This window comes from Streptomyces sp. NPDC091371 (assembly GCF_040684275.1).
GTDB lineage: Bacteria > Actinomycetota > Actinomycetes > Streptomycetales > Streptomycetaceae > Streptomyces.
This window is the reverse complement of record NZ_JBFBFP010000011.1, coordinates 116,174-140,370: the sequence shown is the minus strand read 5'-3', so window position 1 is coordinate 140,370 and position 24,197 is coordinate 116,174. Positions and strand designations below refer to the sequence as shown.

Genomic DNA, 24,197 nt, shown 5'->3' with positions numbered 1-24,197 from the left:
CTATGGGTGATCTGCTCGTCTTCGTCCTGAGCGGCCTGGTCTCCGGCGCCCTGTACGCACTGCTCGCCACCGGGCTGGTGCTGTCGTACTCGGCTTCCGGGCTGTTCAACTTCGCGCACGGGGCCACCGCCTACCTGTGCGCCCTGACCTTCTACGAGCTGCACTCGGGCCTGGGCTGGCCCGCGGTGCCGGCGGCGCTGCTGGTGGTGTTCGTCCTGGCTCCCGCCCTCGGGTGGGGGCTGGACCGGCTGATGTTCCGGCGGCTCGCGCGGGTCGGCGAGACGGCGCAGATCGTGGCCACCATCGGGTTGCTGGTGGCCCTGCCCGCCGCCGGGCTGTGGGCGGTGGAGCTACTGGAGGACGCGGGCGCGCCCGTGAAACCGGCGGAGAACCAGTTCGGGCTGCCGGGGGTGGGGCCGAGCCCCGCGAAGTCCTGGCAGCTCGCCGACGGGGTCGGCATCGACTCCGACCAGCTGATCACCTGGGTGGTGACGGCGGTGGTGGCGGTGGCCCTGTGGGTGCTGATGCGGCACACCAGGCTGGGGCTGCAACTGCGGGCCGCCGTCGACAACCGCTCGCTGACCGAGCTGCGCGGGATCAGCGCGGACCGGCTGTCCTCGGTGGCGTGGATGATCGCGTCGGGGCTGGCCGGGCTCGCGGGCGTACTGGCGACCCCGCTGCTGGGGCTGTCGGCGCACGACTTCACCCTGTTCCTCTTCGTCTCGGCTACGGCGGCGGTCATCGGGCGGTTCGCGTCCGTGCCGCTCGCCTTCGCCGGCGGGCTCGGGCTGGGGGTCCTGCAGAACCTGGTCGCCGGGTACGCCTCCTTCGCCGAGTCCATCACCGGCTTCCGGACGGCCGTGCCCTTCCTCATCCTGTTCGGCGGGCTGCTGGTGCTGACCCGCCGGGCGCGGGCCGCGGGGGTCGCCGCCGCGGACGCGCCGCCGGTCGACCATCTGGCGGGGGCCTCGTGGGGGCGGCGGTGGGGGGTGTGGGCAGGGGGCGCGGTGCTGCTGTGCGTCGCCTTCTACACGGTGACCACGCCCTTCTGGAGCGGGCTGCTGGCGCAGGGGCTCGCCATCTCGCTGGTGTTCATGTCCTTCACCGTGGTGACCGGGCTCGGCGCGATGGTCTCGCTCGCGCAGGGCACCTTCGTGACGGGGGCCGCGCTGGTGGCCGGGCTGCTGATGAGCCGGGGCTGGCCGTTCATCGCGGCGCTGGCGGTGGGCACCTGCGTGGCCGCCCTGCTGGGGGCGCTGGTCGCGCTGCCGGCGCTGCGGCTGGGCGGCAGGTCGCTGGCGCTGGCCACCCTGGCGCTGGCGTTCCTCGCGGACCAGGTGCTGTTCCAGCTGCGGTGGCTGCGCAACGGCGATTCGGGGTGGTCGATCCCGCGGCCGGTCTTCGGGCCGGTGGACCTGACGGACGACCGGGCGCTGGGGGTGGCCCTGGTGGTGCTGGTCGCGCTGGTGGCGGCCGCGCTGAGCGCGCTGCGGAACTCCCCCTCGGGGCGGGCGATGCTGGCGGTCCGCTCGGCGCCGGCGGCGGCGGTGGCCTCGGGGGTGTCCGTACTGCGCACGAAGCTGCTGCTGTTCACGCTCTCGGCGGGGCTGGCGGGCTTCGGGGGCGTGATGTACGCCTCGTACAACACCCGGATCACGGCGACGGACTTCACCGCGATGACGGGGCTGGTGTGGCTGGCGGTGGTCGTGGCGGCGGGGGTTCGGCGGCCGGTGTACGGGGTGGTGGCGGGGCTGGTCTTCGCCGTTGCTCCGCGGGTGCTGGCGGATTATGTGACCTCGTCCGCGCACCTGCCGGTGATCTTGTTCGGGTTGGCGGGGTTGGCCCTGGCCAACGATCCGGACGGGTATTGCGCGGCTGTTCCGGTGCGGCTGGCGAAGCGGCGGGCGGGGCGGAACCCTGCGGGGCTCGTCCCCCACCCCGCCCCTTCCCGAACTGGGGCTCCGCCCCAGACCCCGTCGGGGCTCCGCCCCGAACCCCGCGCCTCAAACGCCGGCGAGGCTGGAGTTGCCCTGCGGGCAACCCAGCCGCACCTGGCGGACGGCACCAGCCGAAATCCAGCCCCTCCGGCGTTTGAGGAGCGGGGTCTGGGGCGGAGCCCCAGTTCGGGAAGGGGCGGGGTGGGGGAAAGCCCCGCAGGGAACCCGGCCGCCGCCCCATCTGCTCTGGAGCTGCACGGCATAACCGCTGGGTACGACGGCGGGCTCGTGCTCCACGGGGTCGACCTCTCCGTCCGTGCCGGCGAGATCCTCGCCGTGCTCGGCCCCAACGGGGCGGGCAAGAGCACCGCCTGCCGCGTGGCCGCCGGGCTGCTCCCGGTCGAGAGCGGGGCCGTCCGCATACTGGGCCGCGACGCCACCCGCGACGACGCCGTCCGGCGGGCCCGCGCCGGGGTGCTGCTCGCCCCCGAGGGCCGGGGGATCTTCCCCTCCCTCACCATCGAGGAGAACCTGGCCCTGTACCTCAAGGAGGCCGACGCCCGCTCCGCCGTGTACGACCGGTTCCCGCGGCTCGGGGAGCGGCGCGGGGTGCCCGCCGGGGCGCTGTCCGGCGGGGAGCAGCAGATGCTGGCGCTGGCGCCCCTGTTGCAGCGGCCGCCCCGGGTGCTCATCGCCGACGAGCCCTCGCTCGGGCTCGCCCCGCGCGTCGTGGACGAGGTGTACGCGCTGCTCACAGAGCTCCGCGACGCCGGGACCGCGCTGCTGCTGGTCGAGGAGAAGGCGGCGGAGATCCTCGGCATCGCCGACACCGTGGCCTACCTCGCGCAGGGCCGGGTCTCCTGGTGCGGCCCGCGCGCCGAGGTGGAGACGGACCGGCTCACCGAGGCCTACCTGGGAATGGGGTCGTGAGCATGGGCGGGGAGTACGTGCTCCGGGCGAGCGGCGTCAGCGTGCGCTTCGGCGGGGTCAAGGCGCTGACCGGGGTGGACCTCGGGGTCCGGGCGGGCGAGGTCTGCGGGCTGATCGGGCCGAACGGGGCCGGGAAGACCACCCTGTTCGACGTCCTGTCCGGCATCCGGCGCCCCGACGAGGGCCGGCTGCTGCTGGACGGGGCCGACATCACCCGCCGCTCCCCCGTCTGGCGGGCCCGGCACGGCATGCGCCGGACCTTCCAGCGGCAGCAGCTCTTCGGGCAGCTCAGCGTGGCGGACAACGTGCTGGTCGCGCAGGAGTGGCGGGGCGGCGGAGGCGGGCCGGCCGCCGACCTGTTCGCCCTGCCCGCCCGGCGCCGCAGGGAGCGCGAGCGCCGGGCCCGCGGCGAGCGGGTGCTGGCGGACTGCGGGATCGGCTCGCTCGGGTCGACGTACGCCGGCGGGCTGCCCGTCGGGCAGGCCCGGATGGTGGAGCTGGCCCGCGCGGTGGCCGACCCGCCGCGGGTGCTGCTGCTGGACGAGCCGGCGTCCGGGATGTCGGCGCCCGAGCGGGAGCAGCTCGCGCGGGTGGTGCGGCGGCTGGCCGAGGAGGAGGGCTGCGCGGTGCTGCTGGTCGAGCACAACGTGGCCTTCGTGATGGAGCTCTGCGCGCGGGTCGTCGTACTGGACCTCGGCTCGGTGCTCGCGGAGGGCACGGCGGCCGAGGTGCGGGCCGATCCGTCGGTACGGGAGGCGTACCTGGGGACGCGCTGACCCGCGCGCCGGCGGCGGGAATACGTCGTACGGGGGGCCGGTTGTCGCCCCTCGTACGACGCCGTACCGCCGACGCGAGGAAGTCACGACACGTGAACCAGGTCCCCACCATCAAGCTCAACAGCGGCACGCTCATGCCCCGGCTCGGCTTCGGCGTCTGGCAGGTTCCGGACGCGGAGGCGGAGCAGGCCGTCGGGACCGCGCTGGAGGCGGGCTACCGCAGCATCGACACGGCGTCCGTGTACCGCAACGAGGCCGGCACCGGGAAGGCCATCGCCGCGTCCGGGATCCCGCGCGAGGAGCTGTTCGTCACCACGAAGCTGTGGAACGGGCCTTCGCGGAAGTGGCGCCGGGACGCGGTGCTGCGCGCCTTCGACGAGTCCCTCGGCCGGCTGGGCCTGGACCACGTCGACCTGTACCTGATCCACTGGCCGCGCCCGATGCGCGACGACTTCGTGTCCATCTGGAAGACCTTCGAGGAGATCGCCGCGAGCGGCCGCGCCAAGGCGGTCGGCGTGTCGAACTTCCGTCCGGCGGACCTGGAGCGGATCGCCGCCGAGAGCCCGCTGGTCCCGGCGGTGAACCAGATCGAGCTGCACCCGCTGTTCCCGCAGGCCGAGCTCCGCGCGCTGCACGCCGAGCGCGGGATCGCCACCGAGGCCTGGTCCCCGCTGGGCCAGGGCAAGGAGCTCCTCACGCTCCCGGCCGTCACGGAGATCGCCGCCAAGTACGGCCGCAGCGCCGCGCAGGTGGTGCTGCGCTGGCACCTGCAGCTCGGGAACGTCGTGATCCCGAAGTCGGTGACCCCCGCCCGGATCAGGGAGAACCTGGACGTCTTCGGCTTCGAGCTGGACGCGGCGGACGTGGCCGCGCTGGAGGCCCTGGGGGCCGGCGCGGCGGGCCGGCGCATCGGGCCGGACCCGGCCGTCTTCGACGTCTGAGGGCGGCGCGGTGAATCTTCCCGAGGGGCTCTACCGGATCCGCAACGTGGCGAGTGGGCTGGTGCTCCAACTGGAGGGCGCCTCCCGGGTGCGCGTGGGCCCGGACGGGCCGCCCGCGCCGGAGGCGGCCCGCCGGTGGCGCGTCTCGCCGGTGCACAGCGGCGGCGGGATCTTCCACGTGGTGAGCGAGGACAACGAGCGGCGGCTCGACGTCGCGAACGCGTCGACGGACAGCGGTGCCCGCGTGCAGGTGTGGCGGGCCAATGCGTTCGGCGCGCAGGAGTGGCTGGTCGAGGAGCACCTCGACCAGCCGGGGGTGGTCTCGCTGGTCGCGTGCATCAGCGACCTGCTGCTGGAGGCCGACGAGGAGGGCCGGGTCCGGCAGGGCGAGGACACCGACTCCCCCGCCCAGTGGTGGCGCCTGGAGCCGGTGCGGTAGCGGGCCGCGGCCCGGGACGGGGTCGGAAGCCTGCGCTCGGGAGCGGTGCGCGGGACGTGGCGCCCGCCGGATCGGCCCGGGCAGACCGGCCCCGGCCACGCAGGCCCTGCCGGGCGGGCCCGGGTCCGCCGGCCCCGGCCCGGTGGCGGCCGGCGTGCGAGCGGAGCCGTCAGGCCCGTACGAAGCTCCGCAGGCGGTACGTCGGTTCCGCGCGCGGGACGTCCTGGTCGGGCAGCAGTTCCAGCCGGGCCGCCAGTTCCGCCGCGGTGATGCCCCGCGGGACCACGCGCGAGGCGTACTGCCCCGCGAGCAGCGCCTTGGCCGCGCCGTGCGGGCTGCGGCCCTGGCCGTGGCCCCGGAAGCGGGCCTCGCCGGCGGGGCGCAGGCCCGCGCGCGCCGCGTGCCCCTCGACCTCCCCGGAGGAGTCCGCCGGGGTCGGGGTGAGGTGCGCGGCGAAGACGGCGTCGATGTCGCTGCCCACGTCGTGCGCGGAGTCCTTGTCCACGGTGGTGACGAAGACGCCGCCGGGCCGCAGCACCCGCCCGGCTTCGGCGATCACCGCCGGCACCAGACCCGGCCCGCGCAGCAGGTGCAGCAGCCACACCGCGCTGACCGCGTCGAGCGAGCCGGAGCGCACCGGCAGCCGGGTCGCGTCGGCGAGTGCCACGGGGATCCCGCGCCGCAGGGCCATGGCGGCCATGCCCTGGGAGGCGTCCGCGCCCAGGACGCGCAGTCCGGGGCGGGTCAGCCGGGCGGTGACGATGCCGGTGCCGCAGCCGAGGTCGAGCAGGGTGCGCGCATGCGCGGGGAGCAGGCCGAGGACGGCCGCGGCGGCGGCCTCGGCGCGCGGGGCGCCGCCGCGGGTGGCGTCGTAGGCCTCGGCCTCGGCGTCGTAGTCGAGCAGGGGTTTCACATCCGGTATGTGCGTGGTCATCAGCTCGCGCCGTGGACCGGGGCGAGGGCTTCGACGCGCTCGGCGAGGGCGAAGTCGGACTCCGTCACCCTCCCGCCCGCGTCGTGGCTGTTCACGGAGAGCCGGACCGTGTTGTAGCCGAGGGTCAGATCGGAGTGGTGGTTCAACTCCTGCTGCACCGAGGCGATGTGGGCGACGAGGGCGCTCGCCGCGAAGTGCGTGTCCAGCCGGTAGGTGCGGAGGATGTGGTCGTCTTCGAAGGCCCAGCCGGGGAGTTCCCGCAACCGGTCCTCGATCTCCTTCTGCGACAGCGGCTCACTCGGCATGCACCGGCTCCTTTTCCCCGTGACGTGTAGTCAAGGTTCCCACAGCGCGCACCGGAACAACCCTTTCGCGCCATAGTGCGCTCGGGTACTTCTGCGCCTTCCGCGCCCACCCCGCCCCCCATATGCTCCTGCGCCGGACGTGACTGTTACCAGCGGTAACAAAGAAGCGCACCAGGACCGAAGGGGCGGCATAGACATGACCGGCACAGGCAGTTCCAGGCGTACGTTCATCGCGGGCGCGGGAGCCGCGGCCACCGCGGGCGCCCTGTCCACCGCCGTGACGGCGGCTCCGGCGGCGGCCGCCGCGACGGCGGCGCCCGCCCCGCCGAACGGCCGCCGCGTCGCCGTGCTCGGCGGCGGCGTGGCCGGACTGACCGCGGCGCACGAGCTGGCGGAGCGGGGCTACGCCGTCACCGTGTACGAGCGGCGGGCGCTCGGCGGCAAGGCCCGCAGCATGGACGTGCCGGGCAGCGCCCGCGGCGGCCGCCGGCCGCTGCCCGCCGAGCACGGCTTCCGCTTCATCCCCGGGATCTACCACAACCTGCCCGACACCATGCGGCGGATCCCCTTCCGCGGGAACGCCAACGGTGTGTGGGACAACCTCGTCGCCCCGCGCGAGATGATGTTCGCCCGGGCGGCCGGGCGCGAGGACCTGCGCGCCCCCATCCCGTGGCCCGAGCACTCCCCCGCCCAGCTGACGCCCGACGAGCTGCGCCGGGCGCTCACGGGCATCCTGCAGTCGCTGGTCCGGCTCCCGCTGCACGAGACGGCGTACTTCGTCGACCGCGCGCTCGTCTTCCTCACCAGCTGCGACGAGCGGCGCAACGACATCTGGGAGCGGACCCCCTGGTGGGACTTCGTGCGCGCGGAGCAGATGTCGAGCGAGTACCAGCGCATCCTCGCCGTCGGCGTGACCCGCAACATCGTGGCGACCAAGGCCGAGGAGGCCTCCACCCGCACCGTCGGCACCCTCGGCGAGGCGTTCGTCTTCAACCTGCTGGGGCGCGGCGCGGACGGCCCGCCGGACCGGATCCTCAACCTGCCGACCAACGAGGCCTGGATCGACCCCTGGGAGGCCCATCTGCGCTCCCTCGGCGTCGAGTTCAGGATCGGCTGGACCGTGCGCGAAGTGCGGTACGGCAACGGCCGGGTGGGCGGGGTCGCCGTCGAGGGACCGGACGGCGCCCGGCAGACCGTCACCGCCGACCACTACGTCAGCGCGATGCCCGTCGAGCACGCCCGCCGCACCTGGAGCGCGGAGCTGCGGGCCGCCGACCCGATGCTCGCGCGCTGCGACAAGCTGGAGACGGACTGGATGACGGGCATCCAGTTCTACCTCACCGAACGCGCCCCGCTGGTCCACGGGCACCTCAACTGCATCGACTCGCCCTGGTCGTTGACGGCGATCCAGCAGGCGGAGCACTGGCCCGCGCGGGACTTCCCCGCCGACTACGGCGACGGGGTCGCGGTCGACTGCCTGTCGGTGGACATCTCGGAGTGGGACAAGCCCGGGATCCTGTACGGGAAGACGGCCAAGCAGTGCACCCGCGAGGAGGTGGCGCGCGAGGTGTGGGCGCAGCTCAAGGCCTCCCTCAACGACACCGGGAAGACCCTCCTCAGCGACTCCAAGCTGCACTCCTGGTTCCTGGACCCCGGTGTGGACGGGCTCGGCACCCCGAACCCCACCAACCAGGACGAGCTGCTCATCCACCCGGTCGGCACGTTCCACAACAGGCCCAGCGCCGGCACCCGCGTGCCGAACTTCTTCCTCAGCGGGGACTACGTGGCGGTGGACATCGACCTGGCGACGATGGAGGGCGCCAACGCCTCGGCCCGGGCCGCCGTCAACTCCCTCCTCGACCGGGACGGTTCCCCGAGCGCGCGGTGCGCGGTCCGGCCGCTGTACCGGGCGCCGGAGGTCGAGTCGGCCAAGCGGCACGACCTGTGGCGCTACCGTCTCGGCCTGCGGAACGTCTTCGACGTGGGCTGATCCGGGCGGACTTGGGCCGGATCCCTCCGCTACCGTCGTGAGCATGACCACCACGACACCCACGGTCGGCGCCCTGCTCCGCGCATGGCGGGAGCGGCGCGGGATCAGCCAGCTCGAGCTGGCGGGCCGCGCCGACTCCTCGTCCCGGCACATCAGCTTCATCGAGACCGGGCGGTCCAGGCCGAGCGAGGAGATGGTGCTGCGGCTCGCCGACCGCCTCGACGTACCGGTGCGGGAGCGCAACGCCCTGCTGCTGGCGGCGGGGTACGCCCCGCGCTATGCGCAGACGGCCCTGGACGACCCGTCGATGGAGACGCTCCGGGAGGGCATGCAGCGGCTGCTGACCGGTTACGAGCCCTATCCGGCCCTGGTCGTGGACGCCACGTACAACGTCGTCGCCGCCAACCGGGGCATCCTGATGCTGATGGACGGGCTGCCGGAGCACCTGCTGGCTCCTCCGCTGAACGCCATGCGGATCACGCTGCACCCCGAGGGCCTCGCCCCGCGCATCCACAACCTGAAGGAGTGGCGCGGGCACCTGCTGGCCCAGATGGAGCGGCAGATCGCGCTGGCCCGCTCGGAGCCGCTGCGCGCGCTGTACGAGGAGGTGTCGGCCTATCCGGTCACGGAGCGCCCGGGCGACGGCGAACCTGCGGAGCCGGTGCCGTACATCGCGCTGCCGCTGGTGATCGAGCACGACGGGCACCTGCTGTCCTTCGTGTCGTCGATCGCGACCTTCAACACGCCCATGGACGTGACCGTCGCCGAGCTGGCCATCGAGACGATGCTCCCGGCCGACCCGGCGACGGTGAAGTACCTGCGCTCACTCGGCGACTGAGCGCAGGGCGAGCTGCTGGAACAGGGCGAACGAGGCCACGGTGACGGCCTGCATCGGGATCCAGAGCAGGCCGGCGGTGGTGGGCGTGAACCAGACCAGCAGGGACACCAGGCTGAGCGCGGCCCAGGCGTAGTTCGCCTCGATGACGAACTTCACGGGGAATACGGGCGGCCGGCGGCGCGAGGCGAGCCAGCCGACCCCGGCGCCGAACACCGCCAGGAAGAGGCCCAGCTCCAGCAGCAGGCTCTGGCCGACGCCGAGCAGCCGTCCCAGCGGGGCGGAGAAGGCGGCGTACGCCAGTCCGTTGCCGGTGGTGACCACGGCGTCGAGGGCGAGGAAGCGCCGCAGCGCGGTCTGCGGCTCGGTGGTGCGGGCGAGGGTGCCGAGCAGGGTCGCGGACATGGGGAATCAGCCTCCATCGAGGTCGAACGGCGGGGTGGGGGCACCGGGTTCCGGTTCCGAGTGCGCGGCCCCGGAACCCGATGGCTCAACCTTGCCGCGCCCCGTCGGCGGGGTCGATTACCTCCGGGGTCATGCCCGCCTTTTCGCGGCGGACGGGAGGAAGCCCCGGGGTACCGCTGGTTCGGCGGAGTACGGCCGGATACGCTTCGCACAGCCAGCCCACTCGAACGTTTTGTCGACATATGGAGAATCGGCGCGTGGAGGAGTTGTCGGAGCAGCGTGGCCGGAAACCGGCCGGCACGCCCGCGACGGAGCGGCTGAGCCACCAGTCCGGGGTCTGCGCCGGCTTCCTCCCGGCCGACCACCTCGCGCCGCAGGCCACACGCACGGCCCCGACAGAGAGCACGACACGATGACCCAGTCTTCCCCGTCCCGCCACGCCGTCGTCATCGGCGGCAGCCTGGCCGGCCTGCTCGCGGCCGCCGTCCTCGCCGAGCACGCCAAGGTCACCGTCATCGACGCGGACCCCCTGCCCGAGGGCCCGGCGCCGCGGCGCGGACTGCCGCAGGGCAGGCACACCCACCTGCTGTGGTCGGGCGGCGCCCGGGCCATCGAGGAGATCCTGCCCGGCATCACGGACGACTGGACGCGCGCGGGCGCCCTGCGCCGCAGCCTCCCCACCGACCTGGTCACCATGTCCTACCAGGGCTGGATCCCGCGGGTGACGGAGAAGCAGTTCAACATCTCCTGCAGCCGCGACCTCCTGGACTCGGTGGTGCGCGCCCGCGTGACCCGCCTGAAGGCGGTCACCACGCTGGAGCGCAGCCGGGTCCGGGCGCTGGAGGGCACGGCGGCCCGCGTCACCGGCGTCCGCGTGGACACCCCGCAGGAGGAGGGCCTGCTGCTGAGCGCCGACCTCGTGGTCGACGCCAGCGGACGCGGCTCGCGCGCCCAGGCCTGGCTGCGTGCCCTGGGCGTCGCCGAGCTCCGCCAGGCCGAGGTCGACTCCGGTCTCGTCTACGCCACCAGGATCTTCGAAGCTCCGGCCGGGGCCCACGAGTCGGGCTTCCCCATCGTCAACGTGCAGTCCGACCCCCGGATGCCCGTCCCCGGGCAGACGGCCACCGTCGTGCCCATCGAGGACGGCCGGTGGCAGGCCACCCTCTCCGGCACCCGCGGCGGCCAGCCCACCGGCGACCCCGAGGCGTTCATCCCGTTCGCCAAGGGCGTCCGGGACCCGATCGTCGGCGAACTCCTGGAGGGCAGGAAGCCCTTGACGGACGTCGCCCTCACTCAGGGCACCGCGAACCGCCGGCTCTACTTCGAGAAGGCCGACCTGCCCGACGGGTTCTTCGCCGTCGGGGACTCGGTCGCCACCTTCAACCCGCTGTACGGGCAGGGCATGACCGTCGCCGCCCAGGGGATGCTGGCCGTACGCTCCCTGCTCCGGGACAAGGGGCTCGGCCACCCCGGCTTCGGCCGGGAGGCACAGCGGGCCATCGCCCCCCAGGTGAACACCGCCTGGGAGCTCGCCATCACGCAGGACATCCAGTACCCGGGGGCCACGGCGACCGGGATGGAGCCGAGGACCGGGTCCGGCCTGCTGGACCGGTACGTGAACCGGCTGATGCTGGGCGCCACCACCGACGAGGCCCTCACTGCGGCGCTGTTCAAGGTGGTCACCATGAGCAGCGCGCCCACCCACTGGCTGAGTCTCCCGGTCGCCTGGCACGTCCTGCGCGCCTCGGACCGGGGCGCCCTCCAGGGCCCCCCGCTGACCCCCGCCGAGCGGGCCGTCGCCGGCCTCACGCCGCCGGTGCCGGAGCCTCACCGGTGAGGAGCCTCAGCCGGCGGGTGAAGAAGGCCATCACCGCGCCCGCCGCGATCACCAGCGCGCCCTGCCACAGGAAGTTCAGGCTCTGGCCGATCACCGCGTCCAGCCGCGGCAGCTGCGCGCCGATGGCGTCGCCGGTCGCGGCGGCGAGGAACCAGACGCCCATCATCTGACTGGTGAAGGCGCGCGGGGCCAGCTTCGTGGTGACCGAGAGGCCCACCGGGTCGCGAACACCGGCGCGAGGACGATCACGAACAGGGCGGGCAGGGACTGGGTCCAGCTGGCCGGGACGTGCCACCCCAGCAGGCTCAGGTCGGTCTTCTGGGCGGCGAACAGGTTGAGCTCGTTGCCCATCTGGTCGTAGACCAGCCAGAACAGCGTCGCGGCCAGGAAGAGCCACACGTCGGCCCGCAGCCGGGTCTTCTCCACCTTCGTGACCCACGACCGCGAGGACCGTGAGCAGGGAGGTGATGCTGTCGATGTCGAGCGCGTGCCCGGCGGCCATCAGCGCGATCAGCACGGCCGTGAAGACCAGGCCGTACGAGGACGTGCGCCGCACCCTGGTCCGCTCGGCGGGGGTCAGCCGGACCACCGGCTCCTCGCGCAGCTGCCGGGAGAGCCTGCGGCCGCCCAGCACGTACTGGACCAGGCCGAGGGCCATGCCGACGGCGGCGGCGCCGAAGCCGAGGTGCCAGTCGACCTCCTCGCCGAGGTAGCCGACGAGCGGGGTGCTCCTCCGATCCGTTGATCACAACTTCGGCCGTGTCCTGGTGGCTGTGCCCTCGTTGTACGGGGCAGAACGGTCCGCCGCATGGAGGCCGACCCATGAGAATCCGCCCCGTGCCCAGGAAGCGACGCGGGGTCCCCGCCCCGTCCGGGTCCATACCGGGCGGAGAGCGTCCGGCGGGGCGGCTGCCCCAGTCACCGAATCGCCGCACCCAGCGGCGGCACAGGCGGCAGGCACCGCACACGATGAGCACCCGAGCCGCAACGAGCGGCGCGGCACGCGGCCCACAGCAGGCGTCCAAACCCTGCGCAGTACACGCCGCCTTCCGGGCAGACCTGAAACTGAACGGCCCGCGCAGGAAGACCTAAGCTCATCTGCGACGCTGAACCGCTCCCACAGCCAGGACGAGGGTGGCGAGCCCTCGATGGTGCCGCCCGTTCGCGCTCGGTCCGGGGCCGCAGGCCCCGGGTGTGTGTGCGGCGGGCTCCTGCTGCTGCATGTCCATCGATCCGTTCACATGTCCAGTGGAGCCTCGGCTCTACCGGACACGGATCGGCCTTTCGGCCCCTGCCGGGGGAAACGGGACGCCCCCGGACCGAAGGGCCCGGGGGCGTCCGTCGTACGCGCAGCGGTGCGGCGGGGGTCAGAGGTCCGCGAGGTCCAGCCCGGCCTGGGCGGCGGCCGCCTGGACGGTCTGCTCCAGCAGCACGGCGATGGTCATCGGGCCGACGCCGCCGGGGACCGGGGTGATCAGCGAGGCGCGGGCGGCGGCCGACTCGAAGTGGACGTCGCCGACGTTGCCCTCGTTGTAGCCCGCGTCGAGGACCACGGCGCCCGGCTTGATGTCCTCGCCCCGGATGAACTCGGCCTTGCCGACGGCGGCGACCAGCACGTCCGCCTGCCGCACGATCGAGGGGAGGTCCTGGGTGCGGGAGTGGCAGTACGTGACGGTCGCGTTCTGCTCCAGCAGCAGCATCCCGGCCGGCTTGCCCAGGATCGCGCTGCGGCCGACGACCACGGCGTGCTTCCCGGTGAGGTCCACGTCGTAGGCGGCGAGCAGGCGCATGATGCCGCCGGGGGTGCAGGAGACGAAGCCCGGCAGCCCGAAGCCCATGGCGGCGAAGGAGTGCATGGTGACCCCGTCGACGTCCTTGCCGGGGGCGATGGCCTCGAAGGCGGCGCGCTCGTCGATGTGGTGCGGGACGGGGTGCTGGAGCAGGATGCCGCTGATCTCCGGGTCCTCGGAGAGCGCGGTGAGGGCGGCGACCAGCTCCTCGGTGGTGGTCTCGGCCGGCAGCTCCACGTGGCGGGAGGTGATCCCGGCCTTGGCGCAGCGGTTCTGCTTCATCCGGACGTAGGTCACGGAGGCGGGGTCCTCGCCGACCAGCACGGTCGCGAGGCAGGGCGCGGTGCCGGTGCGCTCGGTGATCTTCGCCGCGTAGGCGGCGGTCTGCTCCGAGATGCTGCGGGCGAGGGCGGTGCCGTCCATCAGCCGGGCAGAGGCGGTGGCAGTGGCGGTGGCAGTCTGGGCAGTCGTCACGGGGTCTCCTGAACGTCGCTGCGGTACGCGGTCGCGGTTCGCGGTTCGCCCAGGCGCGCGGCAGTCGACGCACCGGAGTACGCCGGGCCGCTCCCCGGTGGTGATCCACCCGAACGCCAGTCACGGCCCGCGTCCACTGTAGTCGACATATCCGCTGGTTCACCGGTGCCCGACCTGCGACGATCGACATATGACGCGCACTTTCGACCATCTTGTGGCGGAGGCCGAGTCCGTCTCCGTGGACGGCTGGGACTTCTCGTGGCTCGACGGCCGGGCCACCGAGCAGCGCCCCTCCTGGGGCTACCAGGGGCTGCTCCGCGAGCGCCTGGCCCGCGTCCGGTCCGCCCTGGACATCCAGACGGGCGGCGGTGAGGTCCTCGCCGGGGCCGGCCCGCTGCCCCCGCTGACGGCGGCCACCGAGTCCTGGCCGCCCAACATCGACAAGGCGACCCGGCTGCTGCACCCGCTGGGCGCGGTCGTGGTCGCGGACTCCGACGAGCCGCCGCTGCCGTTCGGCGACGAGGCCTTCGAGCTCGTGGCCAGCCGGCATCCGGTGACGATCTGGTGGGACGAGATCGCGCGGGTGCTGACCCCCGGCGGCACCTACCTGTCCCAGCAGGTCGGTCCGGCGAGCGTCTTCGAGCTCGTCGAGTACTTCCTGGGCCGCCAGCCGGAGGAGGTCCGGCGTGGCCGGCACCCCGACGACGCCGTGGCCGACGCCACGAAGGCCGGCCTCGAAGTCGTCGACCTGCGCTCCGAACGGCTCCGTACGGAGTTCCACGACATCGGAGCCGTGATCTACTTTCTCCGGAAGGTGATCTGGATGGTGCCCGGCTTCACGGTCGGGCAGTACCGGGACCGGCTGCGCGAGCTCCACGAACGGATCGAGCGCGAAGGCCCGTTCGTGGCACATACCGCTCGTTTCCTCATCGAAGCCCGCAAAACGGACCGATGAGGGGGGTGGACGGTTTCACGCCGGACAGGTTGCCCGCCCACAGCGTGGCGCAGGTCACTCAATTCAGCGCGTAACGAATCGACTCGAGCGTGCGATGAACCGACAGGTGTCCTCGCGCGGCCCGGAATACAGACCCCCTCGGGTCTGTTTCCCAAGTTCGCGCGATGATGTCCCGCCGATCCCTTATTTGCTCGCAACGAGAGGCTTCTTGTGTCGCTCAGCCCGTCCCGTACGTTCCCTCCGGAGATCGCCGAATCGGAGGCCCTCGTCGCGCTCGTCGAGCGCGGCCGCGAGCAGGGTCACATCAACGGTGACGACGTGCGCCAGGCCTTCGAGGCCGGCCGCATCCCGGTGGACCAGTGGAAGCGGGTCCTGCGCAGCCTGAACCAGGTCCTGGACGAGGAGGGTGTCGCCCTCCACGTCAGCGCCGCTCCCGCCACGAAGGCCGCCGCCAAGAAGCCCCGCAAGGCGGCCGCCGCCCCGGCCCGCACGGTCGCCAAGAAGGCCGCCACCCCGCCGCGCCCCATCGGCGCGCGCAAGACGGCCGCCACCAGCACCCCGGCCACGGCCACGGCGATATCCGCTTCGCCGGCCGCTGCCGCCGCCGACGACGAGGTGACGTCCGACACGGTCGCCGCCGAGCCGAAGAAGCGCACGGTCAAGAAGGCCGCCGCGAAGAAGACCGCGGTCAAGAAGACGGCCGCCGCGAAGAAGACCACCGCCAAGGACGCCGACGAGGGCGAGAACCCGGCCGTCGAGGGCGAGGACTGGGCTGCCGAGGACCTCGTCGACGAGGCCGAGGAGGAGACCCCGAAGGCCGGCGCCGGGCAGGGCTTCGTGCTGTCCGACGACGACGAGGACGACGCCCCGGCGCAGACGGTCATGGTCGCCGGCGCCACCGCCGACCCGGTCAAGGACTACCTCAAGCTCATCGGCAAGGTGCCGCTCCTCAACGCCGAGCAGGAGGTCGAGCTCGCCAAGCGCATCGAGGCGGGCCTGTTCTCCGAGTACAAGCTCGAAGAGGAGGAGGACCACAAGCCCGCGTTCAAGCGCGAGCTGGAGATCCTCGTCGAGGACGGCCGCCGCGCCAAGAACCACCTCCTCGAGGCCAACCTCCGCCTCGTGGTCTCCCTCGCCAAGCGCTACACCGGCCGCGGCATGCTCTTCCTGGACCTGATCCAGGAAGGCAACGTCGGCCTGATCCGCGCCGTGGAGAAGTTCGACTACACCAAGGGCTTCAAGTTCTCCACGTACGCGACCTGGTGGATCCGCCAGGCGATCACGCGTGCCATGGCCGACCAGTCGCGCACCATCCGCATCCCCGTCCACATGGTCGAGATCATCAACAAGCTCGCCCGTGTGCAGCGGCAGATGCTCCAGGACCTCGGCCGCGAGCCCACTCCGGAGGAGCTGGGCAAGGAACTCGACATGACCCCCGAGAAGGTCATCGAGGTCCAGAAGTACGGCCGCGAGCCGATCTCCCTGCACACCCCCCTGGGTGAGGAGGGCGACAGCGAGTTCGGTGACCTCATCGAGGACTCCGAGGCGGTCGTGCCGGCCGACGCGGTGTCCTTCACCTTCCTCCAGGAGCAGCTCCAGTCCATCCTGGGGACGCTCTCGGAGCGCGAGGCGGGCGTGGTCTCCATGCGCTACGGCCTCAACGACGGCCAGCCGAAGACGCTGGACGAGATCGGCCGCGTGTACGGGGTCACCCGTGAGCGCATCCGCCAGATCGAGTCCAAGACCATGTCGAAGCTGCGCCACCCGTCGCGCTCGCAGGTGCTGCGCGACTACCTCGACTGAGCCGGCCCCCGGCACACGACGCCCCCGCTCCGCCGATCGCAGGCGGGGCGGGGGCGTCGCCGTTGTCCGGGCGCTCAGGTCAGGCGGAAGACCGGCCCCCGCGGCATGAACGGCAGGGCGGACCCCTGCGGGATCAGGAAGGCGTGCTCGCGCCGGATCCGCAGGGTGTCGCACCAGCCGTCCGTGATCACCAGGACCGGGGCCCCGGGCGGGAAGTCCTCCGCCCGCTGGAGCAGGTCGATGCCCGGTTGCAGCACGGTGCCGCCGCGGCCGCGGACCCTGACCCGGCCGGCGATCTCGGTGGGCGGCAGATAGCCCGCGTCGTACGCCGCCGCGTCGCAGAACACGACCCGGGCGGCCGGTACGTCCCGGGCCTGCGCGTACGAGGCGATGGCGCCCAGTGCCTTGCCGAGCAGGGCGGTGTCCATCGAGCCCGAGGTGTCCAGCACCACCCCGAAGGTGCAGCGGGCCACCTCCTCGGGCGGGAAGTACCGGCCGGCGCGCGGGATGTCCGGGGTGGACGCCTGGCGGCGCGCGGGACGGGCGAACGACCGTACCGGCTCGGGCCTCGGCACGTACTCGTCGAACCAGCGGGCCAGCCGTGCGTCCCACGGCACCGGCGGGTGGGCCAGCGCCCGGATCTCCTGGATCAGCCCCGCGGGCAGCAGCCCGCGCTCCCCGTGGACGTGCAGGTCGAAGCCGTGGACCAGGCCGCGCCGGTAGAACTCGTCGAGGTCCGTGTACGGGCGCCGCGCGCCGTGCGCGAACGGCTCGCCCAGGATGTCCCCGGCGCCCTTGCCGCGCAGGGTCGCGAGGCGCCGCATCCGGCGCAGGTCGACGGTGATCCGGTCGTACACCTCCTCGACCGAGAGCCCCTGGAGCTCCGGGTCGTGCAGCAGACCCTCCGGCATGGTGCCGACCTGCATCTCCACCAGCCAGCCGTTGACGACGTAGTCCGCGGCGACGTTGTGCAGGTACGGGTCGCGGGCGCCGCGGCGCTCGCCGTGGCGCAGGGCGGCGTGCAGCATCTCGTGCGCCAGGATGAACCGCCACTCCTCGTCGTCGAAGGTGCGCAGCGGGTTGATGTAGATCTCCCCGGCGGTGGCGCTGACGGCGGCGATGGAGATGTCCTGGGCGCGGGCCAGCTCGGCGTCGGCGACGACGGTCAGCCCTGCCGCCAGGCCGCCGAGCAGCGGGTAGGAGGAGACGAACCAGTTCAGGGCCCGGTCCCAGGGGCGCTGCGCCACGCGTTCGCCGGTGATCCGGTCGCGGCGGCCGCCCGCCACGTCCATGGCGGCGGAGACGCTGCGCGTGAGGGCGTGCGCGAAGGCGGTCTGCCAGTCGGGGGCCCGCTGGACGTTTGGCGACTTGTGCCACGTCAGCAGCAGCTGGTCCGGCGCGTGGCCCGCCGTGCCGCAGTCCTCGAAGGCGGGTGGAATCCCGTCGCGGCGCCAGCGGGCGGCAAGCTGCTCCTCGTCACCGCCCGGGTAGTCGGCGGGGAGGTGGTCCGGGGCCCGGCCCATGGGGAAGGTCAGCAGGAAGCGGTTCACCACGACGCAGCGGGCGGCCAGGTCGTAGGGGTCCGCCTGGTCGCGGACCTTGTCCTCCGCGGCCGGGACGTGGCCGAAGCCCAGGTGCAGGAGCCCGTGGGCCAGCGCCCAGGCCCACTCGGCGGGCTCGGCCCGGCGAGAGGGGTGGGCGTGGACACAGCCGTTGGAATCCACTGCCACCAGGCCCGCGGCCGGGCACAGCGGGCAGTTCTTGCGGCGGCAGAACTCGACAGGCAGGGCGGCGAAGGCCGGGTTCTGCTTCACCACGAGGCGCCCCGCGTTGTAGGCCTCGGTGGCCGGGTCCGGCCGGGCGGCTTCCTTGGCCCGGAAGCGGGCTGCGCTCACCGGCGGGCCTCGACGAGGCGGGGCATGTCCCGGGCCGCCTCGATGAGGAACCATCCGGGCAGTACGGGCAGGCCGTCGGCGTCATCGGCGATGACGGTCTGGGCGACCTCGACGGAGATCTCGGCGAGCTGCACGAGCAGCGACTTGAAGCGGTACGCGGACTGCCGCATGGCGGGCGAGACGTGTTCCTTCTGCGCCGGGAGCTCCTTGAGCAGGCGTCCCCGGAAGGCCTCGGCCAGGTAGTACAGCAGGTCCCGGTCGGCCAGGCCGCGCGGCCAGGACGCGTCGCCCTTCATGATCGCCTCGATGCCGAAGGTGTGGCGGACGATCTTCGCGTAGCCGCAGAAGGAGACGGCGTGCGCCGGGGTGAGGGTGCCGTGGGCGATCACCTTGAGCGTCTGCTCGTCGAGGCCGGGCCCGAAGGAGTGCAGGGCGTCGGAGAGCATGTGCCAGGACCGCGGGGTGGAGAACGGCTCCTCGGTCTTGGGCGGCTGCGACCAGAGGTGGTCGGGGCGGTCGGTGAGGTAGTCGGTGATCCAGGGGTGGATGCCGTTCTCGCCGGCCCAGACCAGCCAGTCCTGCGCGGAGGCCGTCAGGTGCACGTGGGTGAGGCGGTTCACGAGTGCCGATGCGATGGGCCGGGCCAGCGCGTTGTCGGTGGCCCGGTTGCCGGCGCCGATGACGATGGAGCCCTCGGGCAGCTCGTAGGAGCCGATCCGGCGGTCGAGGATCAGCGAGTAGAAGGCCTTCTGGACGTCCGGGGTCGCGGCGTTGAGCTCGTCGAGGAACAGGCAGTACGGCTCGTCGCGGGCGATGGCCTCGGGCGGGCAGAAGACGGACCGGCCGTCACGGATCTGCGGTACGCCGATGAGGTCCTCGGGGGCGAGCTGCGTACCGAGCAGGCTGACGCATTCCAGGCCGAGGGAGTCGGCGAACTTCCGCACGAGCGAGGACTTGCCGATTCCGGGTGCGCCCCAGAGGAAGACGGGCCGCACGGTGGCGAGGCCGAGGAGCAGTTCGGGGATCTGGGCGGGGGTGACGGCAACGGCGGCCTGCACGAAAGCGGTTCCTCGGGGTTGGTTACGTGGTGCGCCCAGTGTGGTCGCACCACGTGTCCCGGAGCATCCGGTTTTCGGCGCGCGCCGCGTCCTGGTGCTGTGGGCGGAAGGGTTCACCGGGTCACGGCGCCCGGCACGGCACCTCGCTGCGTTGTCGGACCGCGCGAGTACGTCCAGTACGAGGCGCGGCCCTCCGCCTTGCGATGCACCGCACTGGACGCCGCGCCCCGGCAAACCTTTCCGGCCACAGCACTAGGTGGCGGTGTGCTCCAGCAGGTGCTTCAGCTTCTCCTCGCTGCGGGGCATCTCCTTGCGGACCATGGGCTTGACCGCGAGGGGGACCAGGGCCCTGCCCAGGCCGTGTCCCTCGAAGTCGACGGACAGGGTGACCCGGGACCGGGTCCCGCCGTCGAGGGGTTCGATGGTGCCCTGCACCTCCGGCCGCACCGGCCCGTCGACGCCGTGGATGTGCCAGCTGCGCGGCGGGTCGAGCTGTGTGAACTCCATGGTCGTGGGGATCCGCCGCTTGCCGATCTGGCGGGTGACGACGACCTGCGAACCGACGTGGACGGGGAGGTCGCCCATCGGAACGGCGGACACGGCGCTGTCCTGCCACTCCGGCAGGTGCGTGGGGTCCGTCACGTAGGAGAAGACGTCCTCCGGGGTGCGGGAGATCTCGATGGTGTTCCTGATCGCGGACATGGCGACCCCTTAGAGCCCCCCTGGCTGGCCTCTCACTCCAAACTACCCCGCAGGTCAGGCGCTCGCGCGGGCCTCTCCCGCGGTTCCTGGACGGGCTGCGCGCCCAGCGGGACCTGGGGGCCGTCGCGTTCCGCGTCGCGCAGCCAGCGGCGCAGGACGCCGTGGACCGCCTCCGCGCCGACCAGGTCGGCCGGCGGCTCGGCCAGTTCCGTCGGCCACATCAGGAACGGGTGCGCCTGCTCTCCGCCCAGGCCGCCGTGGGAGCCGATCTGCTCCTCGAAGGCGTGCACCGCGCCGGTGGCCGGGTCGTACGCCGAGTTCACCATGATGTCGGCCACGTGCGGGAAGACGTCGGTCCGCCGGACGGCGTCGGCCGCGCCCGGGCCGAAGGGGGCCAGCAGTTCCTCCGCCTCGCCGGGGACGTCCAGCCGGGCCACCGCCCCGCCGGGGGCCAGTACCTCCCCGTCCACCAGCACGAAGCCCACCCCCGGATGGTTCGCCAGGGTGGCCAGCAGAGCCGGGTGGGCGCGCTCGATCCGCTCGCGCGAGGCCCGCCCCGGGACGTCGGGGAAGGAGACCAGCCCGAGGTTCCCCGAGGCGAGCACCACCGGGTCGGTGCCCTGCTCCGGGTGGGCCTCGTCGCCCGCCTCCACCGGCCGGTGCAGCGCGGTCCGCACGGCGGCCCGGGCCTCGGCCCCGCTGCGGGTGCGGCCGGCCCGCCGGGAAACGGGCAGCCCGCATCCCGCCCGGACCAGGTCCTTCAGGGAGAGCCCGTAGCGGCTCAGGAAGGTCTCCCCCGGGCTCTGTCCGTGGTCGGAGAGGAGCACGATCCGGTACGTGCGCGGCGCGTGCTCGGCAACCCGGGCGATCAGCGCGATGCTCCGGTCCAGGCGCTCCAGGATCCGGTCGGTGTCCCGGCCGTGCGGGCCGGAGTGGTGGGCGACCTCGTCGTAGGCGACCAGGTCCGCGTAGACCGCGGCGCGGCCGGCGAGCATGTCGCCGATCACCGCCGCCACGACCACGTCCCGTTCGACCACGGTCGCGAAGGCGCGGATCAGCGGGTAGAGCCCGCCGCGCGACACCCTCGGGGTCTCCCCGCGCAGCCGGGCCCGTACGGACTGGCCGATCTCCCGGACGGCCTCGGCGACGAAGGACACCGCGGTGCGGACGGCGTTGGCCGGATCGGAGAAGTACACGAAGTAGCCCGCGCGGGAGCGGTTCGCGCGGCCCCGCCGGGCCGACACGGACAGGACGAGCGCCAACTGGTCGGCGCCGCCGCTGAACAGGTTGCCCCGGCTCGCCCCGTCGCGCGTGAGCAGTCCCGCGTCGCCGGTGCGCTCCACGGCGCGCCGCTGGAGTGCGGCGGCGCTGGTGGGCCGGTTGCACACCACCACCTCGCCGGTGTCCTTCTCGTACCAGCGGAAGGCGGGCACGTCGAAGTTGGAGCCGTGCAGGATGCCGAGCTGGCTGGCGCCGGTCTGGCTCGACCAGTCCGTGCGCCAGGGCGCGAGGCGGTGGCTGCGCTCCAGCCACCCCGCGACCGTGGGCATCAGCCCGCCGCCCGTCGCGCGGCGCAGTGCCTCGTACCCGACGCCGTCGAGCTGGAGGAAGACCGTCCCGGGGGCGGCCTCGCCCGATCCGGGCGCCCCGGCCCGGCGGAGCCTGCGGCGGCGCCGGTCGGCGAGCCGGTAGAGCCGTCTGCGGTAGGCGTCGTCGTCGCGCACGGCGAGCGCGGTGGAGGTCGCGGAGGCCACGGCGGACATCACCGCGGCCACGACGACCGCGGTCTCGGGCTCCACCTGGCCGCGCCCGGCCGGGATCAGGCTGAGCGCTATGAGGAGCAGGGAGCCGTTGAGGAAGAAGACGAGCAGCCCGAGCACCAGGGCCGGGACGAGCAGCAGGGCCCGTACGAGCACGGGCCAGACCAGCGCGCTCAGCAGGCCGAAGGCGCCCGCTCCCCAGGCGGCGGTCAGGCCGATCTGCGTGATGCTGTCGCCGTCGCCGGACTGGAGCCGGAAGTCCGGCAGGATCCCGGCCAGGGCGAGCATGGTCAGGGTCGACGCCGCCCACACCAGCACCACCCGCACCAGGGCGCTGCCCGCGGTCCGCCATCGTCCTCGCACCACGCCGCAACCTCCCGCGAGCCCCGTCCCGTCTCCCAGGCTCGCACAAGGGGGCTCACCCGGCCGGGCGACACGGGGCGGCGGGCCGGGCGGGGTCAGGTGCCGTCGTAGCCGGCGGTCGGCATGGACAGCCGGCGGTGCACCTCGGCCTTCATCGCGGAGGTGTAGCGGGGTTCGTCGTGCCCGGCGGTCTCCAGCCGTACGCCGCGCCGCGCGCACTCTGCGGTGAACTCCTCGACGGAGCGCAGCGCGCGGGCCAGCACCCGGTGGTTGGCGGCGACGAACAGGTCGACCTGGCCGGCGTCTATGGAGGACCAGAGCCCGCAGTGGTCGGCGCGCAGCCCGTAGACGAGCAGGTGCCTCGTCACGACGTAGCCCTGGTCCGCGGCCCAGCGGGCGCACATGCCCTGCTGGCTGCGGGTGTCCACGGCGAAGGGGTCGGCGTCCAGGTCTTCGAGCGGGGCCAGGCTGGCGATAGCGGCCACGCGCAGCTCATCCATGCCGCCCGACCCTACTCCGATCCGCCTCCGGGGAGGAGGGGGCGGGGGCTTTCTGTTCCGGGCGGATCCGGGGGGCACGCAAGCGGCCGGGCGGCGCGGGAGCGTGCCGCATTTCCCCGGGGCCGCTTAGGCTCGTGGGAGGGGCGAGGGAGGGAGGGCCGGGGTGCCGGTGGAGATCACCTGGTGGGGGCACGCCACGTGCACGGTCGAGGACTCCGGGGTGCGGCTGCTGACGGATCCGCTGTTCGCGCGGCGGCTCGCGCACCTGCGGCGGCGGCGCGGGGCGGTGCCCCCGCCGGTGGCGGCGGTGGCCGACGTGGTGCTGGTCTCGCACCTGCACGCCGACCACCTGCACCTGCCGTCGCTGGCGCGGCTCGCGCCCGGGACCCGGCTGCTGGTGCCGCGCGGGGCGCGGCGGGCGGTGCCGGGGCTGGCGCGGGTGGCCGGGCTGCGCGGGCTGCGGGTGACGGAGGTGGCCCCGGGCGAGGAGGTCGGCGTACGGGACGGGGTGCGGGTGCGGGCGGTCAGCGCACGGCACGACGGGCGGCGGCTGCCGTTCGGCCCGCACCTCGCGCCGGCGCTCGGGTACGTGGTGCAGGGCGCGGCACGGACCTACTTCGCCGGGGACACCGGGCTGTTCGACACGATGGCCGAGGAGGTCGGCCCGGTGGACGTGGCCCTGTTGCCGGTGGGCGGCTGGGGCCCGTACCTCGGTCCGGGGCACCTGGACGCGGGGCGGGCGGCGCGGGCGCTGGCTCAGCTCGCCCCCGCGGCGGCGGTGCCGGTGCACTACGGGACGTACTGGCCGATCGGGATGGACGCGGTGCGGCCGCACGAATTCCACGCGCCGGGCGAGGAGTTCGCGCGCAGCGCGGGGCGGCTCGCGCCGAAGGTGACGGTGCTGGTGCCGGAGCACGGGGACCGGGTGCGGCTGCCGTGACCTGGCGCGAGATCGCGGCGGCGGCCGGGCAGGTCCCGCCGGAGACCACCCAGCAGGCGGTGGGGTACCCGGCGTTGTTCGTGCTGGTCGCGCTGGGCGCGCTGGTGCCGGTGATCCCGACCGGGGCGCTGGTCAGCACGGCGTCGGTGGTGGCGTTCCATCAGGAGTCGCTGCCCTACGGGGTGTTGCTGGTGTTCGCGGTGGCGGCGCTGGCGGCGTTCACCGGGGACGTCGCCCTGTACTGGCTCGGACAGCGCGGGGTGCGGTCGCGGGGCGGCTCGCGCGGGCTGGAGCGGCTGCGCAGGCGGGCCACGCCGGAGCGGCTGGAGCAGGCGCAGGCGAAGCTCGACGAGCACGGGGTGCTGGTCCTGGTGGTCTCCCGGCTGGTTCCGGCGGGGCGCATCCCCGTGATGCTGGCGTGCCTGCTGGCGCAGCTGCCGCTGCGCCGCTTCGCCCGCGGCGACGCCCCCGCCTGCCTCGCCTGGGCGGCCACGTACGGGCTGATCGGGATCCTGGGCGGCTCCCTGTTCTCCGAACCGTGGAAGGGCGTGGCCCTGGCGGTCGGCCTGACCCTGCTGATCAGCGTGGGCCCGGGGCTGTGGCGGCGGGTGCGGGGCTGACCCGGCGG

General features: G+C 73.6%; 23 protein-coding genes and 1 riboswitch. Of the genes, 12 read left to right on the top strand and 11 right to left on the bottom strand.

Going from position 1 to position 24,197, the window contains the following annotated elements:
• Window positions 1-2 precede the first annotated feature (2 nt).
• From AB0O21_RS15515 to AB0O21_RS15500, 4 genes are all read left to right on the top strand, one after another.
• Complete coding sequence (locus AB0O21_RS15515) at window positions 3-2,867, top strand: ATP-binding cassette domain-containing protein (protein WP_365171249.1); 2,865 nt, start codon at window positions 3-5, stop codon at window positions 2,865-2,867.
• 2 nt (window positions 2,868-2,869) lie between these two features.
• Window positions 2,870-3,643 carry an ABC transporter ATP-binding protein gene (locus AB0O21_RS15510; RefSeq protein ID WP_365171363.1) on the top strand — a complete coding sequence of 258 codons (774 nt, stop codon included), beginning with the start codon at window positions 2,870-2,872 and terminating at the stop codon, window positions 3,641-3,643.
• 92 nt (window positions 3,644-3,735) lie between these two features.
• The gene (locus AB0O21_RS15505; RefSeq protein ID WP_365171247.1) at window positions 3,736-4,584 is read left to right on the top strand and encodes an aldo/keto reductase; all 849 of its coding nucleotides are present in this window, start codon (window positions 3,736-3,738) and stop codon (window positions 4,582-4,584) included.
• Between the two features lie 10 nt (window positions 4,585-4,594).
• Window positions 4,595-5,023 carry an RICIN domain-containing protein gene (locus AB0O21_RS15500; RefSeq protein WP_365171245.1) on the top strand — a complete coding sequence of 143 codons (429 nt, stop codon included), beginning with the start codon at window positions 4,595-4,597 and terminating at the stop codon, window positions 5,021-5,023.
• A gap of 169 nt (window positions 5,024-5,192) precedes the next feature.
• On the opposite strand, the gene AB0O21_RS15495 is transcribed toward AB0O21_RS15500, so the two are convergent.
• Window positions 5,193-5,927 carry a class I SAM-dependent methyltransferase gene (locus AB0O21_RS15495; protein ID WP_365171361.1) on the bottom strand — a complete coding sequence of 245 codons (735 nt, stop codon included), beginning with the start codon at window positions 5,925-5,927 and terminating at the stop codon, window positions 5,193-5,195.
• A gap of 29 nt (window positions 5,928-5,956) precedes the next feature.
• Window positions 5,957-6,262 carry a 4a-hydroxytetrahydrobiopterin dehydratase gene (locus AB0O21_RS15490; RefSeq protein WP_365171243.1) on the bottom strand — a complete coding sequence of 102 codons (306 nt, stop codon included), beginning with the start codon at window positions 6,260-6,262 and terminating at the stop codon, window positions 5,957-5,959.
• Window positions 6,263-6,458: 196 nt separating this feature from the next.
• On the opposite strand from AB0O21_RS15490, the gene AB0O21_RS15485 reads away from it, so the two are divergent.
• A complete protein-coding gene (locus AB0O21_RS15485) occupies window positions 6,459-8,252 on the top strand; it encodes an FAD-dependent oxidoreductase (RefSeq protein WP_365171241.1) in 1,794 nt (597 codons plus the stop codon).
• A gap of 43 nt (window positions 8,253-8,295) precedes the next feature.
• On the top strand, window positions 8,296-9,090 hold the full coding sequence (locus tag AB0O21_RS15480) for a helix-turn-helix transcriptional regulator (RefSeq protein ID WP_365171239.1): 795 nt from the start codon (window positions 8,296-8,298) through the stop codon (window positions 9,088-9,090).
• Here the strand turns inward: AB0O21_RS15480 and AB0O21_RS15475 are convergent.
• Entirely contained in the window at window positions 9,076-9,492 is a 417-nt protein-coding gene (locus AB0O21_RS15475; protein WP_365171237.1) for a hypothetical protein, read from the bottom strand. The two genes, AB0O21_RS15480 and AB0O21_RS15475, sit on opposite strands and share 15 nt — an antisense overlap.
• A 412-nt stretch (window positions 9,493-9,904) precedes the next feature.
• On the opposite strand from AB0O21_RS15475, the gene AB0O21_RS15470 reads away from it, so the two are divergent.
• A complete protein-coding gene (locus AB0O21_RS15470) occupies window positions 9,905-11,329 on the top strand; it encodes an FAD-dependent oxidoreductase (protein ID WP_365171235.1) in 1,425 nt (474 codons plus the stop codon).
• On the opposite strand, the gene AB0O21_RS15465 is transcribed toward AB0O21_RS15470, so the two are convergent.
• Together AB0O21_RS15465 and AB0O21_RS15460 are read right to left on the bottom strand one after the other, a co-directional pair.
• Window positions 11,298-11,495, bottom strand: a complete 198-nt coding sequence (locus tag AB0O21_RS15465; protein ID WP_365171233.1) for a hypothetical protein — start codon at window positions 11,493-11,495, stop codon at window positions 11,298-11,300. The two genes, AB0O21_RS15470 and AB0O21_RS15465, sit on opposite strands and share 32 nt — an antisense overlap.
• Window positions 11,492-11,755, bottom strand: coding sequence for a hypothetical protein (locus AB0O21_RS15460; protein ID WP_365171231.1), 264 nt, complete (start codon window positions 11,753-11,755; stop codon window positions 11,492-11,494). The genes AB0O21_RS15465 and AB0O21_RS15460 overlap by 4 nt, the downstream gene beginning before the upstream one ends.
• Window positions 11,756-11,781: 26 nt before the next feature.
• Between AB0O21_RS15460 and AB0O21_RS15455 the strand changes: the two genes are divergently transcribed.
• A complete protein-coding gene (locus AB0O21_RS15455) occupies window positions 11,782-12,042 on the top strand; it encodes a hypothetical protein (protein ID WP_365171229.1) in 261 nt (86 codons plus the stop codon).
• Between the two features lie 654 nt (window positions 12,043-12,696).
• On the opposite strand, the gene AB0O21_RS15450 is transcribed toward AB0O21_RS15455, so the two are convergent.
• Window positions 12,697-13,542 carry a bifunctional 5,10-methylenetetrahydrofolate dehydrogenase/5,10-methenyltetrahydrofolate cyclohydrolase gene (locus AB0O21_RS15450; RefSeq protein WP_365171359.1) on the bottom strand — a complete coding sequence of 282 codons (846 nt, stop codon included), beginning with the start codon at window positions 13,540-13,542 and terminating at the stop codon, window positions 12,697-12,699.
• A gap of 91 nt (window positions 13,543-13,633) precedes the next feature.
• A riboswitch (ZMP/ZTP riboswitch) is annotated at window positions 13,634-13,727 on the bottom strand.
• A 56-nt stretch (window positions 13,728-13,783) separates the two neighbouring features.
• Between AB0O21_RS15450 and AB0O21_RS15445 the strand changes: the two genes are divergently transcribed.
• Both AB0O21_RS15445 and AB0O21_RS15440 read left to right on the top strand, forming a co-directional pair.
• Entirely contained in the window at window positions 13,784-14,548 is a 765-nt protein-coding gene (locus AB0O21_RS15445; RefSeq protein WP_365171227.1) for a methyltransferase domain-containing protein, read from the top strand.
• Window positions 14,549-14,758: 210 nt separating this feature from the next.
• Window positions 14,759-16,351: an RNA polymerase sigma factor gene (locus tag AB0O21_RS15440; protein WP_365171225.1), complete on the top strand. Its 1,593-nt coding sequence runs from the start codon at window positions 14,759-14,761 to the stop codon at window positions 16,349-16,351.
• A 74-nt stretch (window positions 16,352-16,425) separates the two neighbouring features.
• Here AB0O21_RS15440 and AB0O21_RS15435 read toward each other — a convergent pair whose 3' ends face one another.
• From AB0O21_RS15435 to AB0O21_RS15415, 5 genes are all read right to left on the bottom strand, one after another.
• Complete coding sequence (locus AB0O21_RS15435; protein WP_365171223.1) at window positions 16,426-18,246, bottom strand: hypothetical protein; 1,821 nt, start codon at window positions 18,244-18,246, stop codon at window positions 16,426-16,428.
• The gene (locus AB0O21_RS15430; protein WP_365171221.1) at window positions 18,243-19,304 is read right to left on the bottom strand and encodes a MoxR family ATPase; all 1,062 of its coding nucleotides are present in this window, start codon (window positions 19,302-19,304) and stop codon (window positions 18,243-18,245) included. Before AB0O21_RS15430 ends, AB0O21_RS15435 begins: the two co-directional genes overlap by 4 nt.
• Before the next feature lie 252 nt (window positions 19,305-19,556).
• Window positions 19,557-20,006, bottom strand: a complete 450-nt coding sequence (locus AB0O21_RS15425) for an SRPBCC family protein (protein ID WP_365171219.1) — start codon at window positions 20,004-20,006, stop codon at window positions 19,557-19,559.
• A gap of 32 nt (window positions 20,007-20,038) precedes the next feature.
• On the bottom strand, window positions 20,039-22,132 hold the full coding sequence (locus tag AB0O21_RS15420) for a phage holin family protein (protein ID WP_365171217.1): 2,094 nt from the start codon (window positions 22,130-22,132) through the stop codon (window positions 20,039-20,041).
• Window positions 22,133-22,224: 92 nt separating this feature from the next.
• Window positions 22,225-22,629, bottom strand: coding sequence for a hypothetical protein (locus AB0O21_RS15415; RefSeq protein ID WP_365171215.1), 405 nt, complete (start codon window positions 22,627-22,629; stop codon window positions 22,225-22,227).
• A 163-nt stretch (window positions 22,630-22,792) separates the two neighbouring features.
• Between AB0O21_RS15415 and AB0O21_RS15410 the strand changes: the two genes are divergently transcribed.
• Both AB0O21_RS15410 and AB0O21_RS15405 read left to right on the top strand, forming a co-directional pair.
• The gene (locus tag AB0O21_RS15410) at window positions 22,793-23,569 is read left to right on the top strand and encodes an MBL fold metallo-hydrolase (protein ID WP_365171213.1); all 777 of its coding nucleotides are present in this window, start codon (window positions 22,793-22,795) and stop codon (window positions 23,567-23,569) included.
• A complete protein-coding gene (locus tag AB0O21_RS15405) occupies window positions 23,566-24,189 on the top strand; it encodes a VTT domain-containing protein (protein WP_365171211.1) in 624 nt (207 codons plus the stop codon). The genes AB0O21_RS15410 and AB0O21_RS15405 overlap by 4 nt, the downstream gene beginning before the upstream one ends.
• Window positions 24,190-24,197 lie beyond the last annotated feature (8 nt).